General features: G+C 71.7%; 11 protein-coding genes. 2 read left to right on the top strand and 9 right to left on the bottom strand.

Annotation, left to right across the window (positions count from 1 at the left end; all coding sequences use genetic code 11):
* The first annotated feature begins 11 nt into the window (after positions 1 to 11).
* Together hisS and aspS are read left to right on the top strand one after the other, a co-directional pair.
* On the top strand, positions 12 to 1,292 hold the full coding sequence (gene hisS / locus ABTW95_RS24175) for a histidine--tRNA ligase (RefSeq protein ID WP_396453139.1): 1,281 nt from the start codon (positions 12 to 14) through the stop codon (positions 1,290 to 1,292).
* Entirely contained in the window at positions 1,289 to 3,049 is a 1,761-nt protein-coding gene (gene aspS, locus ABTW95_RS24170; protein WP_500227445.1) for an aspartate--tRNA ligase, read from the top strand. Before hisS ends, aspS begins: the two co-directional genes overlap by 4 nt.
* An 82-nt stretch (positions 3,050 to 3,131) precedes the next feature.
* On the opposite strand, the gene ABTW95_RS24165 is transcribed toward aspS, so the two are convergent.
* The 9 genes from ABTW95_RS24165 to ABTW95_RS24125 form a co-directional block, all read right to left on the bottom strand.
* Positions 3,132 to 5,303, bottom strand: coding sequence for a RelA/SpoT family protein (locus tag ABTW95_RS24165; RefSeq protein WP_396448451.1), 2,172 nt, complete (start codon positions 5,301 to 5,303; stop codon positions 3,132 to 3,134).
* Positions 5,304 to 5,886: 583 nt separating this feature from the next.
* On the bottom strand, positions 5,887 to 6,411 hold the full coding sequence (locus ABTW95_RS24160) for an adenine phosphoribosyltransferase (protein ID WP_396448452.1): 525 nt from the start codon (positions 6,409 to 6,411) through the stop codon (positions 5,887 to 5,889).
* 20 nt (positions 6,412 to 6,431) lie between these two features.
* A complete protein-coding gene (secF, locus tag ABTW95_RS24155) occupies positions 6,432 to 7,607 on the bottom strand; it encodes a protein translocase subunit SecF (protein WP_500227444.1) in 1,176 nt (391 codons plus the stop codon).
* 3 nt (positions 7,608 to 7,610) lie between these two features.
* Positions 7,611 to 9,425, bottom strand: coding sequence for a protein translocase subunit SecD (gene secD / locus ABTW95_RS24150; RefSeq protein ID WP_396448454.1), 1,815 nt, complete (start codon positions 9,423 to 9,425; stop codon positions 7,611 to 7,613).
* A gap of 42 nt (positions 9,426 to 9,467) precedes the next feature.
* Positions 9,468 to 9,956 (bottom strand): preprotein translocase subunit YajC, encoded by a 489-nt coding sequence (gene yajC, locus ABTW95_RS24145; protein WP_396448455.1) that lies wholly within the window; start codon positions 9,954 to 9,956, stop codon positions 9,468 to 9,470.
* Between the two features lie 177 nt (positions 9,957 to 10,133).
* The gene (ruvB, locus tag ABTW95_RS24140; protein WP_396448456.1) at positions 10,134 to 11,243 is read right to left on the bottom strand and encodes a Holliday junction branch migration DNA helicase RuvB; all 1,110 of its coding nucleotides are present in this window, start codon (positions 11,241 to 11,243) and stop codon (positions 10,134 to 10,136) included.
* A complete protein-coding gene (gene ruvA, locus ABTW95_RS24135; RefSeq protein ID WP_396448457.1) occupies positions 11,240 to 11,845 on the bottom strand; it encodes a Holliday junction branch migration protein RuvA in 606 nt (201 codons plus the stop codon). Before ruvA ends, ruvB begins: the two co-directional genes overlap by 4 nt.
* Entirely contained in the window at positions 11,842 to 12,417 is a 576-nt protein-coding gene (gene ruvC, locus ABTW95_RS24130; RefSeq protein WP_396448459.1) for a crossover junction endodeoxyribonuclease RuvC, read from the bottom strand. The genes ruvA and ruvC overlap by 4 nt, the downstream gene beginning before the upstream one ends.
* A 133-nt stretch (positions 12,418 to 12,550) precedes the next feature.
* A complete protein-coding gene (locus ABTW95_RS24125) occupies positions 12,551 to 13,306 on the bottom strand; it encodes a YebC/PmpR family DNA-binding transcriptional regulator (protein ID WP_396448460.1) in 756 nt (251 codons plus the stop codon).
* Positions 13,307 to 13,308 lie beyond the last annotated feature (2 nt).

Below are 13,308 nucleotides of genomic sequence, written 5' to 3'. Positions count from 1 at the left end.
CCTAAGAGACCATGAGTTCGAGCTTCCGGGCCCCCAAGGGGGTCAGTGAATACGTCCCGCCGCGCGCGGACCTCTTCTACGCCATCCGCGAGGCGTTCGCCGAGCAGGCGCGGCTCGCCGGCTACGGCTACCTGGAGCTGGCCGTCTTCGAGGACACCAACCTGTTCCGGCGCGGCGTCGGCGAGTCCACCGACGTGGTGTCCAAGGAGATGTACACCTTCGAGGACCGGGGCGGCCGGTCGCTGACGCTGCGCCCCGAGTTCACCGCGTCGGTGCTGCGGTCCGTCCTGGAGAACAACCTGCACAAGGGCCCGCTGCCGGTGAAGGTGTGGACGACGGGCCCCGCGTTCCGCGCCGAGCGCCCGCAGCAGGGCCGCTACCGGCAGTTCTACCAGCTCGACCTGGAGGCGATCGGCAGCGAGGACCCGCAGGTCGACGCCGAGACCATCGCGATCGCGTCGGACTGGTACCGCTCGCTCGGCATCACCCGGGTGCGGCTGCTGCTGAACTCGCTCGGCTGCAAGGAGTGCCGCCCCGCGTACCGTGCCCTGCTGCAGGAGTTCCTGCGCGGCCTCGACCTCGACGAGGACACCCGCGCCCGCGTCGAGATCAACCCGCTCCGCGTCCTGGACGACAAGCGCCCCAAGGTCCGCGAGCAGCTCGCCGGCGCCCCGCTGATGGCCGACCACCTGTGCCCGGCGTGCAAGGCGCACCACGACCGGGTCCGCGAACTGCTCGCCGACCTCGGCATCGCGTGGGAGGACACGCCCACCCTCGTCCGCGGCCTGGACTACTACACCCGCACCACCTACGAGTTCGACCACCCGCTGCTCGGCGCCCAGTCCGGGATCGGCGGCGGCGGCCGCTACGACGGCCTCTCCGAGGACATCGGCGGCCCGCCCCTCCCCGGCATCGGGTTCGGCCTCGGCCTCGACCGCACCATCCTGGCCCTCGAAGCCGAGTCGCGGGAGGGGCGGGGCGCGGCGTTCGCCGCCAAGCCGCGCTGCGAGGCGTTCGGCGTCCCGCTCGGCGACACCGCCGAGCGCCGCGTGTTCACGCTCGTCGCCGACCTGCGCCGCGCCGGGATCGCCGCCGACATGGCGTTCGGCGGCAAGAAGCTGAAGGGCGCCATGAAGGACGCGGACCGCTCCGGCGCCCGCTACGCCGTGATCCTCGGGGAGCGAGATATCGCGGACGGCGTCGCCCAGGTCAAGGACCTGGCCGGGGGCGACCAGACCGCCGTCCCGCTCACCGACCTCGTCACGACGTTGAAGGAAAGGCTCTCCAAATGATCCGCACCCACGAGGCGGGCACCCTCCGCAAGGAGCACGCCGGTCAGCAGGTGACCCTGGCCGGCTGGGTCGGCCGCCGCCGCGACCACGGCGGCGTCACGTTCATCGACCTGCGCGACGCGTCCGGCACCGCGCAGGTCGTCTTCCGCGAGGAGGACACCGCGCACGACCTGCGCTCGGAGTTCTGCGTCAAGGTCGTCGGAGAGGTCCGCGTCCGCCCCGCCGGCAACGAGAACCCCGAGCTGCCGACCGGCGACATCGAGGTCGCCGCCACCGACATCGAGGTGCTGTCGGACGCCGCGCCGCTCCCCTTCCCCATCGAGGGCGACGTCAACGTCAACGAGGAGATCCGGCTCAAGTACCGGTACCTCGACCTGCGCCGCGAGTCCGTCGCCCGCGCGATGAAGATCCGCTCGGAGGCGTCGTTCCTGACGCACGAGGTGATGCGCGAGCACGGCTTCGTCAACGTCGAGACGCCCACGCTCACCCGGTCGACGCCCGAGGGCGCCCGCGACTTCCTCGTCCCCGTCCGGCTCAAGCCGGGCCACTGGTACGCGCTGCCGCAGTCGCCGCAGCTGTTCAAGCAGCTGCTGATGGTCGGCGGCATGGAGCGCTACTACCAGATCGCCCGCTGCTACCGCGACGAGGACTTCCGCGCCGACCGGCAGCCCGAGTTCACCCAGATCGACATCGAGATGTCGTTCGCCGACCAGGGCGACGTCCTGAAGGTCGGCGAGGACCTCGTGGCGCGCCTCTGGAAGGACATCGCCGGCTACGAGATCCCCCGGCCGATCCCCCACATCACCTACGCCGACGCGATGGCCCGGTACGGCTCCGACAAGCCCGACCTGCGCTTCGGCCTCGAACTGACCGACATGACCGAGTACTTCGCCGGCACGTCGTTCCGCGTGTTCCAGGCCCCGTACGTCGGCGCGGTCGTCATGCCGGGCGGCGCGTCGCAGACCCGCAAGGAGCTGGACGGCTGGCAGGACTGGGCGAAGGCCCGCGGCGCCCGCGGCCTCGCCTACGTCCTCGTCCAGGAGGACGGCGCCCTCGGCGGCCCGGTCGCCAAGAACCTCTCCGACGCCGAGAAGGAGGGCCTTGCCGCCAAGACGGGCGCCGCGCCCGGCGACGCGATCTTCTTCGGCGCCGGCAAGCGGCACGTCACGCAGGAGCTGCTCGGCGCGGCCCGCCTGGAGATCGGCCGCCGCCGCGGCCTGATCGACGAGTCCGCGTGGGAGTTCGTCTGGGTCGTCGACGCCCCGATCTTCGAGCCCGTCGAGGACGACAAGGGCGAGCAGATCGGCTGGACGTCCGTGCACCACCCGTTCACCGCGCCGAAGCCGGAGTACGCCGACACCTTCCACGAGGACCCGGGCGCCGCCCTCGCCGACGCCTACGACCTCGTCCTGAACGGCAACGAGATCGGCGGCGGCTCCATCCGCATCCACCGCGCCGAGATGCAGCAGCGGGTCTTCGACGTCCTCGGCCTGTCCAAGGAGGAGGCGGAGTCCAAGTTCGGCTTCCTGCTGGAGGCGTTCAAGTTCGGCCCGCCCCCGCACGGCGGCATCGCCTTCGGCTGGGACCGCACCGTCATGCTCCTCGCCGGGCAGGACTCCATCCGCGACGTGATCGCCTTCCCGAAGGCCGCGTCCGGCTACGACCCGCTGACCGCGGCCCCGACCCCGATCACCGCCCAGCAGCGCGCCGAGGCCGGCGTCGACGTGATCCCCGAGGACGACCGGCCCGAAGAGTGACCTGAGCCCCGCCCCCGCCGCTCGCGGCGGGGGCGGGGCCTGGCAGGTGCCGCCTGGCGGGTGCCGCCCAGCGGGTGCCGCCCTAGCGGGTGGCGCCGCTGGTCACGCGGTAGACGTCATAGACGCCGTCGATGGAGCGGACCGCCTTCAGAACGTGGCCGAGGTGCTTCGGGTCGCCCATCTCGAAGGTGAAGCGGCTGACCGCGACGCGGTCGCGGGACGTGGTGACCGAGGCCGACAGGATGTTGACGTGCTGGTCCGAGAGGACGCGGGTCACGTCCGACAGCAGGCGGGGCCGGTCGAGGGCCTCGACCTGGATGGCCACGAGGAAGACCGAGTCCTCGCCGGGGGACCATTTGACGTCGATCAGGCGGTCGGGCTGCGACTTCAGGCTGGCGACGTTGGCGCAGTCCGAGCGGTGCACGGACACGCCGTGGCCGCGGGTGATGAAGCCGACGATGTCGTCGCCCGGGACCGGGGTGCAGCAGCGGGACAGCCGGACCCACACGTCCGGGTCGTCGGCGACGACGACGCCGGGGTCGCCCGCGCGGCGCTGCTTGCGGCGGGTCGGCAGCGCGATCTCGGCGAGGTCCTCCTCGGCGCTCTCCACGCCGCCGAGGGCGTCCACGAGGCGCTGGACGACGTGCTGCGCGGAGACCTGGCTCTCGCCGACGGCGGCGTAGAGGGAGGAGACGTCCGGGTAGCGCATGTCGCGGGCGAGGGCGAGGAGGGCCTCACCGGACATCATCCGCTGCAGCGGCATGTTCTGCTTGCGCATCGCGCGGGCGATGGCGTCCTTGCCGGACTCGATCGCGGTGTCGCGGCGCTCCTTGGAGAACCAGTGCTTGATCTTGTTGCGGGCGCGGGCGCTCTTGACGAAGCCGAGCCAGTCGCGCGAGGGCCCCGCGTCCGGCGACTTGGAGGTGAAGACCTCCACGGTGTCGCCGTTGTCGAGGGTCGATTCGAGCGGGACGAGGCGGCCGTTGACGCGGGCGCCGATACATCGGTGCCCGACCTCGGTGTGGATCGCGTACGCGAAGTCGACGGGCGTCGCGCCCTGCGGCAGCGCGATCACGTCGCCCTTCGGGGTGAACACGAACACCTCGGAGACCGACAGGTCGAAGCGCAGCGACTCCAGGAACTCGGCCGGGTCGGCGGTCTCCTTCTGCCAGTCGAGGAGCTGGCGGAGCCACTGCATGTCGCCGGCCTTGCGGCCGCCGACCGTCTCCTCCTTGTACTTCCAGTGCGCGGCGACGCCGTACTCGGCGCGGCGGTGCATGCCCCAGGTGCGGATCTGCAGCTCGACGGGCTTGCCCTCCGGGCCGATCACCGTCGTGTGCAGCGACTGGTACATGTTGAACTTCGGCATCGCGATGTAGTCCTTGAACCGGCCGGGGACCGGGTTCCATCGCGCGTGGATCGAGCCGAGCGCGGCGTAGCAGTCGCGGACGCTGTCGACGAGGACCCGGATGCCGACCAGGTCGTAGATGTCGTCGAAGCTGACGTCCCGCGCGATCATCTTCTGGTAGATCGAGTAGTAGTGCTTCGGCCGGCCGGTGACGGTGGCCTTGATCCGGGCCTCGCGCAGGTCGGTGGAGACGTTCTCGATCACTTCCTGCAGGTAGACGTCGCGGCGCGGGGCGCGCTCGGACACCAGCCGGGCGATCTCGTCGAACCGCTTGGGGTACATCGTGGCGAACGCGAGGTCCTCCAGCTCCCACTTCAGCGTGTTCATCCCGAGGCGGTGCGCGAGCGGCGCGAACACCTCCAGGGTCTCGCGGGCCTTCTTCTCCTGCTTGTGCCGCGGCATGTAGCGCAGCGTCCGCATGTTGTGCAGCCGGTCGCCGAGCTTGATCACCAGGACGCGGATGTCGCGGGACATGGCCACGACCATCTTGCGGACGGTCTCGGCCTCGGCCGCCTCGCCGTACTTGACCTTGTCGAGCTTGGTGACGCCGTCGACGAGCGCGGCGATCTCGTCGCCGAACTCGGCGCTGAGCTGGTCGAGGGTGTACGGGGTGTCCTCGACGGTGTCGTGCAGCAGCGCCGCGCAGAGCGTCTCGGTGTTCATGCCGAGCTCGGCGAGGATCGTCGCGACCGCGAGGGGGTGCGTGATGTACGGGTCGCCGCTCTTGCGCTTCTGGTTGCGGTGGTAGTGCGCCGCGACGTCGTACGCGCGCTCGATGAGCCGCAGGTCCGCCTTGGGGTGGGTGTTGCGGACCGTCTTGATCAGTGGTTCCAGTACCGGGTTCATAGTTGGGCCGCGCTGGGCGCCCAGCCTGGCGAGCCTGCGGCGCACCCGGGCGGCAGACGGTGGAATCGTGGCCGGCGTCGGTTTGGACGGGACGTCGGGCTCGGACGCGTCATCGGCGTCCTCCCTGGAGGCGGTGCTCTCGGCGGGGGGAGTCTGTGGGCGGGAGGGCGGCGCGGCGGGCTTCTCCGCCGGCGGCGCCTCGGTGGCCGGAGCGGTCTCCGCGACCGGACCTTCGGGAGCCGGAAACTCGGGAGCCGGGCTTTCGGGTGCCGGGAGCTCGGAGCCCTCGGGAGCCTGCGGGCCCTCGGCGGGAGGTCCGGTCGGCGGCGCACGGCGGTCCCCGCGCCTCGGCGGCGCGCCGGACGCCCCGGCCGTCTTCACGGCCCGCTCCCCCGCGGTCTCCCGCACCGGACGGTCTCCGGCCCGGGTCGCCGCGGCGGCGTCGCTCACCGCGCCGGTCGATACCACCTCACCGGGCACCCAGCCTCCTTCGTCCATCCGGGCGCTGTAGCGCAGGTCCCGCGGGTCGCGCCCGTCCCCGCCGGACCCTGTTGGCGCCAGTGTATCCGGCGGGCATTTCGCACTAGACCGTAACCAGGGAATGGACGTCCAGATTCCCCAGTTTGTCGCGTCCGTGCAGGAAGGAGAGCTCCAGGAGGACCGACAGCCCGACGACGTCGCCGCCGACCCGCCGGACGAGGTCCGCGGCGGCCCGGGCCGTCCCGCCGGTGGCGAGGACGTCGTCGACGACCAGCACCCGGTCGCCCGGTTCGAGCGCGTCGGAGTGGATCTCGATCGTCTCGTTCCCGTACTCCAGGTCGTAGGTCTCCGCGCGCGTCTCCGCGGGCAGCTTGCCCTTCTTGCGCACCGGGACGAACCCGGCGCCGAAGTGGTAGGCGACGGGCGCGGCGAGGATGAACCCGCGGGCCTCGATGCCGACGATCTTGTCGATGGTGCCGCGGCCGCGGTGGTTGACGATCGAGTCGACGACACCGGCGAACGCGACGTGGTCGGCCAGCAGCGGGGTGATGTCCTTGAACACCACCCCGGGCTTCGGGTAGTCGGGGATGTCGCGGATCCGCTCCTGGATCAGCTTTCCGAGGTCCACGGTCGAAGAGTCCCCTTGTGCTACTTGCCGCCGCGGCGCTGCTGCCGCGTCCCGCGCTTCGGCTGCTGCCGCGGCCCCGTCTGCACGACCTTCCGCACGGTGACGGTGCTCCGCACGTCCGCGGGCCGGTCGTCGGACCCGCCGCCGGACGCCGCGCCGCCGGACGCCGCGCCTGCGGGCGGCTCCCCGGACGCGCCCGCACCGGCCGTGACCTTGGCGGTCTTGACCTGCTTGGTCGCGTTGCGCTCCCGGCGGGCGATGTTCTCCCGGATCTGCCGGTACTTCGGCTCGCGCTCCTTGAACTGGACGAGCAGCGGCGTCGCCACGCAGATCGAGGAGTACGTCCCGACGATCATGCCGACGAACAGGGCGAGCGACAGGTCCTTCAGCGTCCCGGCGCCGAACAGGGTGGTGCCGATGAACAGGATCGCGCCGACCGGCAGGATCGCCACCAGGGAGGTGTTCAGCGAGCGCACCAGCGTGCTGCTGAGCGCCTGGTTCGCGGCCTCGCTGTAGGTGGTCTTGGACGTCGGGCCGAGCGGTCTCGTGACCTCCTTGATCATGTCGAACACGACGACCGCGTCGTACAGCGAGTAGCCGAGGATCGTCAGGAAGCCGAGCAGCGTCGCCGGGGTGACCTCGAACCCGGACCAGGCGTAGACGCCGGCCGTGATGACGAGGTCGTGGATCAGCGCGACGACCGCGGCCACGGCCATCCGCCACTCGAACGCGACCGACAGGTAGCCGATGATCAAGATCATGAAGACGATCAGCGCCTGCCAGGCCTTCTTCTGGATCTCGCCGCCCCACGAGGCGCCGACGACCTGGGTGCTGACCTCGTTCGCGGGAACGCTCAGCTCCTGCGTGATCTTGGACTTGACCTGGGTGACGTGCGCGGAGTCCATGCTCTCGGTCGTGACCCGCCAGTCGTCACCGGCCTTCTGCACGATCGCCTGGTGGGCGCCGCCGTCGGTGACGGCGGTGCGCACCTGCTCGATCGAGGAGCTCTTCGCCTGGAAGGTGAAGACGGAGCCGCCCTTGAACTCGACGCCGAAGTTCAGGCCCTGGACGATCAGGCCGGCGATCGACAGCGCCAGCAGCAGCCCGGAGATGGTGTACCAGATCTTCGGGCGGCCGACGATGTCGGCGCTGATCTCGCCCCGGTAGATCCGCGAGGTGGCCGTTCGCAGTCCCATGGGTCAGGCCTCCTGGCTCGTCGTGCGGGCGGTGGCCGCCGCGGCCTTGTCCTGGGCGGCCTTGTGCAGCCGCCTCGGGTCGAGCCCCGACATCGGATGCCCCCGGCCGAAGAACTTGGTGCGCGACAGCAGCGCGACCATCGGCTTGGTGAAGAAGAACACCACGACGATGTCGATGAGCGTCGTGAGGCCCATCGCGAACGCGAACCCGGCGACGCCGCCGACCGCGAGGAAGTACAGCACCAGCGCGGCGAGGAACGTGACGGCGTCGGCGACGAGGATCGTGCGCCGCGCCCGCTTCCAGGCGTTCTCCACGGAGGAGCGCAGCTTGCGGCCGGCCCTCAGCTCGTCGCGCAGCCGCTCGAAGTAGACGATGAACGAGTCGGCGGTGATGCCGATCGAGACGATCAGCCCGATGATGTGCGGCAGGGAGAGCCGGAAGCCCATCCCCTCACCGAGGATCACCACCGACTCGTAGGTGGTGATCGACGCCACGACCAGGCTGGACACCGCCACCAGGCCGAGGCCGCGGTAGTAGAACAGGCAGTACAGGACGACCAGGCCGAGGCCGATCGCGCCGGCGATGAGGCCGCCGGTCAGCTGGTCGGAGCCCAGCGTGGACGACACCTCGTCGATGGAGCTCTGCGTGAACTCCAGCGGCAGGGCCCCGTACTTGAGCACGTTGGCGAGGTCGGTGGCGTACTGCTGGTCGAAGCTCTCCGGCGGCCCGTCGATGCTGGCCGTGCCGCCGGTGATCGGGCCCTCCCGGATGGCGGGCGCCGAGACGACCTGGCCGTCCAGCACGATCGCGACCTGCGCCTGCGGCGAGGACGGGTTCTGCTGGTAGGCGCGGGAGGCGTCGGTGGTGACCTCGCCGAACTGGCGGGCGCCCTTGCCGTCGAACTTCAGCGAGACCGACCAGCTCGCCTGGCCCTGCTGGGCGTTCGGCGGCATCGCGTTGGCCTTGTCGACGTTCTCGCCGAGCACTCGGACGGGCCCGAGGATGTACTTGGTGACCTGGCCGTTCTCCTCGTCCTGGTCACAGGCGGCGACGAACTTGCGGGAGGGGTCGTTCGCGCCGGGGGCGTGCCGGTCGCCGCTGTAGCAGTCGAGCGCCTCGAACTGCTTGATCACGGCCTTGTCGGTCACGCCGGGGTAGTCCTGCGCCGGGGCGGAGGGCTGCCCGGACGGCTGGACCAGCGGCGACGACGGGGACGGGGTCGCCCCGCCGGACGGCTTCGGCGTCGGGGCGGTCAGCGCCTGCGACAGCGCTTTGCCGCGCGGGGTGGACGACGACGAGGGCGACGCGCTCGCCGTGGGCGACGCGGACGGTGAGGCGCTCTTACCGCCGTCCTTGGCGCCCTTGTCGTTCTTGTCGCCCTTGTCCTTGGCCGAGTGGCTCGGCGACGGGCTCGGCGAGGCACCGCCCGACGGGTGGCCGTCCGCCGTCGCGAAGACCTGGCGGAACTGCAGCTTCGCCGTGGTGCCGATCAGGCTGACGACGCGGCTCTGCCCTTCGCCGGGGACGTTCACCACGATGTTGTTGCTGCCCTGCTTCGCGACCTCGGCGTCCGAGACCCCCAGGCCGTTGACGCGCTGCGTCATGATCTTGACGGCCTGGTTCATCTGCTCGGCGGGGGGATCGCCCCCGCCGGGGGTCTTGGCGGTGAGGGTCACGGTCGTCCCGCCGGCGAGGTCGAGGCCGAGCTTGGGCGTCGTGCGCCCCTGCCAGACCGCCAGACCGGCGAGGACGACCAGGACCGCGAACAGCGCGAGGAGGGTGCGCCCGGGCTTGGGAGCGTTTCTGGGCGATGCCACTTGTCGTCGTACTTCCCGTCTTTGTCGTCGCCGAGGGAGGGGCTAGGCGGACGGCTTGTCGGCCGTCTTCACCTTCGTCTTCCCTTTCGGCTCGGACTCGGGCTCGCCGTCCTCGTCCGCCGCGGAGTCGTCGGCGTCCGCACCGCCGTCCTTGGAGAGGTCGACGGCGTCGTCCTCGTCCTCTTCCTGCTCGTCGGCGTCCTCGTCGAGCTCGTCGTCGAGGTCCTCGGAGTCGGAGTCCTTGAGGACCTGCATGACGGCCTGCTTGAGGAACCTCACCTCGACACCGTCGGCGATCTCCAGCACGACACCGTCGTCGTCGACCTCCACGACGACGGCGCGCATGCCGCTCGTCGTCAGCACGCGGGCGCCGGGCCGCAGGTCGCTCTGCATCTGCATCTGCTCCTTGCGCCGCTTGCTCTGCGGCCGGATGAGCAGAAGGTAGAAGACCACGGGGATCGCGAGGAGCAGGAGCAGGTTGAAGGCCCCGCTGCCGCCCGAGTCCGCGGCGAGAATCATGTCGCTGCCCATTGCAGGGGCATCCTTCCGATGTCGATTGCCCAGCCTGTGACCGGAACGGCCACGCGCACGGGACCGCCGGCTGGAGACGGTGAACCAAGTCCCGGAGTTTAGAGAGTACGCGAGACCCCGGCAACGACGCGACGATCGGCGACGCCCGGAAGTTCCCAACCCGTTACCGGATGATCACTATTGCGCCGGGTCGGCGCCCTCGTCCACGTCGAACAGGGTCCCCGCCGGAGGCGCCGCCGGCGGCGGCGGGGCGAGGCCCATGTGGGCCCACGCGGCCGCGGTGGCGACGCGCCCGCGGGGCGTCCTCGCCAGCAGGCCCTGCCGGACGAGGAACGGCTCGGCGACGACCTCCACGGTCTCGGGTTCCTCCCCCACCGACACGGCGAGGGTGGAGAGACCCACGGGGCCGCCGCCGAACTTGCGCATCAGCGACTCCAGGACGGACCGGTCGAGCCGGTCCAGCCCCCGTTCGTCCACCTCGTACAACGCGAGGGCGGCCCGAGCGGATTCCCTGGTGATGACCCCGTCGGCCCGGACCTCGGCGTAGTCGCGGACGCGGCGCAGCAGCCGGTTGGCGATGCGGGGCGTGCCGCGGGACCGCCCGGCGACCTCGGCGGCGGCGTCGTCGGTGATCTCGACGTCCAGCAGCGCCGCCGACCGCCGGACGATGACCTCCAGCTCGGCGGGCTCGTAGAAGTCCATGTGCGCCACGAAGCCGAACCGGTCGCGCAGCGGCCCGGGCAGCATGCCCGCCCGCGTGGTGGCCCCGACCAGCGTGAACGGCGCGATGTCGAGGGGGATGGCGGTCGCGCCCGGCCCCTTGCCGACGACGACGTCGACCCGGAAGTCCTCCATCGCCATGTAGAGCATCTCCTCGGCGGGACGCGCCAGCCGGTGGATCTCGTCCAGGAAGAGGACCTCGCCCTCGGCGAGGGTCGACAGCACGGCCGCGAGGTCGCCGGCCCGCTCGATCGCGGGCCCGGAGGAGATCCGCAGCGGCTGCCCCAGCTCCGCCGCGATGATCATGGCGAGGGTGGTCTTGCCGAGGCCGGGGCCGCCCGACAGCAGCACGTGGTCGGGCGTCCGGCCGCGCCGCAGCGCGCTGTGCAGCACCAGCGACAGCTGCTCGCGGACCCGTTCCTGCCCGACGAAGTCGGCGAGCTTCTTCGGCCGCAGCGCGGCCTCGATCCGCTGCTCCTCGGCGCCGTCGGCGGCCGCCGACACGAGCCGCTCGGGCTCCTCGCGCCCCGCTCCCCGCGGGGGGAGCCCCGGTCCGCCGCCCGTCATCTGCTCAGCTTCTTCAGCGCCGACTTCAGCAGGACGGCCACGGGCGGCGCCTCGCCGCCGTCGAGGTCGGCGGCGACGGCGTCCACGGCGGCGCCGGCGTCCTTCGCGGACCAGCCGAGGTTGATCAGCCCCATCTGCACCTGCTCGCGCCAGGCCTCCGCGCGGGCGGTCGCGCGGACCTCGCCGGCGCCGTCGCCGGCCGGGCCGCCGAGCCGGTCGCGGAGCTCCAGGACGATCCGCTGGGCGCCCTTCTTGCCGATGCCGGGCACCTTGGTGAGGGCGGCGACGTCCTCGGCGGCCACGGCGCGGCGCAGCGCGTCGGGCGTGTGGACGGCGAGCATCGCGAGCGCGAGCCGGGGCCCGATGCCGCTGGCGGTCTGCAGCAGCTCGAACACCGTCCGCTCGTCGTCGTCGGCGAACCCGAACAGGGTGAGGGAGTCCTCCCGGACGACGAGGGACGTCGGCACGTGCGCCTCGTCGCCGACCCGCAGCCCGGCGAGGGTCGCGGGCGTGCACTGCACCGAGAGCCCGACGCCGTGCACGTCGATCACCGCCCCGTCGGGGCCCGCGGCGGCCACCCGGCCGCTGACGAAGGCGATCACTGGACTTCTCCTCCTCTGCCGCGGGCGGCGAGCCGGGCGCGCTCGGCCCGGGCCGCCTCCTCGATGCGCGACCGCCGCGCGTGTGCGAGCCGCTGCTGCGCTCCCCCGCGCCAGACGTGGCAGATGGCCAGCGCGAGCGCGTCCGCCGCGTCCGCCGGGCTGGGGGCCGTCTCCAGGGACAGCAGCCGGGTCACCATCCGGGTCACCTGCGCCTTGTCGGCCCGCCCGTTCCCGGTGACGGCGGCCTTGGCCTCGCTGGGGGTGTGCAGGGCGACGGGCAGCCCGCGCCGGGCCGCCGCCAGCATCGCGATGCCGGCGGCCTGCGCGGTCCCCATCACCGTCCGGACGTTGTGCTGGGAGAACACCCGCTCGACGGCGACGGCGTCCGGCCGGAACTCCTCCATCAGCGCCTCGATGCCCGCCTCGATGCCCACCAGGCGCAGGGCGTGCTCCTCGTCCGCGCCGGTCCGCACGACGGACACGTGCACCAGGTGGAGCCGCTTGCCCGGGGCGCCCTCGACGACCCCCACCCCGCACCGGGTGAGCCCGGGGTCCACCCCCATCACCCGCACGGCCGCTCCTTCGATCATCTGTTCGGCCGCCAACGCTACCAACCCGCGGCCCCGGCCAGAAGCACCCCGGCGGGAGCGGCGCGACGCGCGGCGCCGCCGCGTCCCGGCGGGGAGCGGCGGCGGAGGAGCGGGCTCAGGCGTCGAGGGAGGCCATGACCTCGTCGGAGACGTCGAAGTTGGCGTAGACGTCCTGGACGTCGTCGGAGTCCTCCAGGGCGTCGAGGAGGCGGAAGACCTTCTTGGCGTTCTCCTCGTCGAGGGGGACGGTGACGCTCGGCAGGAACTTGCTCTCCGCCGACTCGTAGTCGATGCCCGCGTCGACCAGGGCGGTGCGGACGGCGACCAGGTCGGCGGCCTCGCTGACGACCTCGAAGTTGTCGTCGTCGAGGTCGTTGACCTCCTCGGCGCCCGCGTCGAGGACGGCCATCATGACGTCGTCCTCGCTGGTGTTCGCCTTGGGGACGATCACGACGCCCTTGCGGTTGAACATGTACGACACCGAGCCGGGGTCGGCGAGCGAGCCGCCGTTGCGGGTGAGCGCGACGCGCACCTCGGAGGCGGCGCGGTTGCGGTTGTCGGTCAGGCACTCGATGAGCACCGCGACGCCGCCGGGCGCGTAGCCCTCGTAGGTGATGGTCTGCCAGTCGGCGCCCCCGGCCTCCTCACCGGCGCCGCGCTTGCGCGCGCGCTCGATGTTGTCGTTGGGCACGGAGTTCTTCTTCGCCTTGTAGATGGCGTCGTAGAGGGTGGGGTTGGCATCGGGGTCGCCGCCGCCGGTGCGCGCCGCCACCTCGATGTTCTTGATCAGCTTCGCGAAGAGCTTGCCCCGCTTGGCGTCGAGGGCCGCCTTCTTGTGCTTGGTCGTCGCCCACTTGGAATGGCCGGACATCT

Origin of the sequence: Spirillospora sp. NPDC127506, assembly GCF_040302145.1 — a bacterium.
Taxonomy (GTDB): Bacteria; Actinomycetota; Actinomycetes; order Streptosporangiales; family Streptosporangiaceae; genus Spirillospora.
This window is presented reverse-complemented; position numbering and strand designations above follow the sequence as displayed.

Bases quoted from the DNA above. Each gene is read 5' to 3' on its own strand.
- hisS (WP_396453139.1), top strand. From the start codon at position 12: ATGAGTTCGAGCTTCCGGGCCCCCAAGGGGGTCAGTGAATACGTCCCG.
- ABTW95_RS24125 (WP_396448460.1), bottom strand. From the start codon at position 13,306: ATGTCCGGCCATTCCAAGTGGGCGACGACCAAGCACAAGAAGGCGGCC.
- ABTW95_RS24165 (WP_396448451.1), bottom strand. From the start codon at position 5,303: ATGAACCCGGTACTGGAACCACTGATCAAGACGGTCCGCAACACCCAC.
- yajC (WP_396448455.1), bottom strand. From the start codon at position 9,956: ATGGGCAGCGACATGATTCTCGCCGCGGACTCGGGCGGCAGCGGGGCC.
- secF (WP_500227444.1), bottom strand. From the start codon at position 7,607: ATGGGACTGCGAACGGCCACCTCGCGGATCTACCGGGGCGAGATCAGC.
- ruvB (WP_396448456.1), bottom strand. From the start codon at position 11,243: ATGACGGGCGGCGGACCGGGGCTCCCCCCGCGGGGAGCGGGGCGCGAG.
- aspS (WP_500227445.1), top strand. From the start codon at position 1,289: ATGATCCGCACCCACGAGGCGGGCACCCTCCGCAAGGAGCACGCCGGT.